At 27.1% G+C, this 1876-nt stretch carries 2 protein-coding genes; both read left to right on the top strand.

Annotated elements, in window-relative coordinates; genetic code table 4:
- Nucleotides 1-151: 151 nt before the first annotated feature.
- A complete protein-coding gene (gene era / locus EHV01_RS05155) occupies nucleotides 152-1045 on the top strand; it encodes a GTPase Era (protein WP_422066521.1) in 894 nt (297 codons plus the stop codon).
- A 1-nt stretch (nucleotide 1046) separates the two neighbouring features.
- Nucleotides 1047-1748, top strand: coding sequence for a DNA repair protein RecO (recO, locus tag EHV01_RS05150; protein WP_422066520.1), 702 nt, complete (start codon nucleotides 1047-1049; stop codon nucleotides 1746-1748).
- Nucleotides 1749-1876: the final 128 nt, after the last annotated feature.

Below are 1876 nucleotides of genomic sequence, written 5' to 3'. Positions count from 1 at the left end.
AAAATTTAAAGCAAAATCATAATCTTACACAAAATTAGTTTTCAAATTGTCATATTGATGATTTTTTTTATTTCATCAAGAGTTTTCGACAAAATTAAAGATTTTTTATGATATTTTCCTTTATAATTAGAATAATTAAGAGGTGAAGAAAATGGAAATTAAATCAGGTTTTGTTGCAATTGTGGGGCGACCAAATGTTGGTAAATCAACATTATTAAATACAATTTTAAATAATAAAGTAGCAATTGTAACAGCAAAGGCACAAACAACACGAAACCGTATTCAAGGGATTTATAATGATCAAGAATCACAAATTGTTTTTATGGATACCCCAGGCATTCATAAAGCTCATCATGAAATGGGGAAATTTATGAATAAAGTTGCTTTATCAGCAACAAAAGCAGCCGATGTTATTTTATTTTTAGCTCCAGCAAATGAACACATTGGTGATAATGATCGTTATATTATCAGAGCACTACAAGAGCGCGCAATTCCAATTGTTTTAGTTGTAACAAAAATTGATTTAGTTTCCAAAGGTGATTTAATGGTAAAAATTGCTGAATGAGAAAAAATTCATCAGTTTACTGCTATCATTCCCGTTTCAGCCGTCAAACATAAAAATCTTGAAACATTATTAACTTTATTAAAAACACATTTAGTAGTAGGACCACAATATTATCCTGATGATATGTTAACTGATCAACCAGAAAAGTTTTTAATTCGTGAAATTATTCGGGAAAAAATTTTGTTGTTGACAGAAGATGAGATTCCGCATAGTGTTACCATTTTAATTGATAAAATTGATGATCAACCACAGCTATTAAAAATTATGGCTTCAATTTGCGTTGAACGGGATTCGCAAAAAGGAATTATTATTGGGAAACAAGGCCGTTTAATTAAACAAATTGGAACGCAAGCCCGCTTAGAATTAGAACAAATTTTAGGAACAAAAATATTTTTAGAATTATTTGTTAAAGTAGTGGATAAATGACGGGATAAACCTTCAATGATTGCCCGTCTAGGTTATAACAAAGAAAGTTATTAAAATGATTCAAAAATTAACAGGAATGGTATTGCATAAACGACCTTATGATGATAACAGTGCAATTATTACGATTTTGTCACAAGAATTAGGAAAATTAGCTTTTTTTGCACATGGGGTACAAAAAATTACATCAAAAAATCAGTATGCAGTACAATTCTTAGCAACAAGTGAATTTGAAATATTTTTATCATATCATAATAATAAGTTAAGTAAATTAAAGACAGGAAATTTATTAAAAACAAGAATTAAATTAGCACAAAATTATGATGATTATTTATTAGCAACATTAATTTGTGAAATTGCTGAGCAAGCGGTTTTTGACCGTCAAGCTGATAATGAATTGTACGAATTATTAACAACAACATTAGACAATTTAGTTGCATGAGAAGATAATTTAAGTATTGTAATTGCTTTTATGTTTCGTGCTTTAAAATGATATGGATTAGAATGAGACTTTACGATGTGTAAACGGTGTGGCAGCAAACAACACATTAAAACAATTAGTTTTCTTGAGGAAGGATATCTTTGTAAAAATTGTTTATTACCAAGAGATTATCTTTTTCCAATTGAATTAGTGAAAGTTTTTAATAGTAATTTTCATACTAATTTTTATTTTTACAATAAGATTAATATAAAAGCTTTAATAATATTATTTAAAATGCTATGTGAGTATTATAATAAAAGTTGGAATATTTTCGTGTAGTATTTATGAAATGTGACAAAAATCCTTTAATTTTGTCGAAAACTCTTGATGAAATAAAAAAAATCATCAATATGACAATTTGAAAACTAATTTTGTGTAAGATTATGATTTTGCTTTAAATTTTTTAA

It is taken from the genome of Spiroplasma sp. hy2 (genome assembly GCF_044714365.1).
In the GTDB taxonomy this organism is placed as follows: Bacteria; Bacillota_I; Bacilli_A; order Mycoplasmatales; family Mycoplasmataceae; genus Spiroplasma; species Spiroplasma phoeniceum.
The sequence above is the reverse complement of the archived record's forward strand: the minus strand, read 5'-3'. Positions and strand labels throughout refer to the sequence as shown.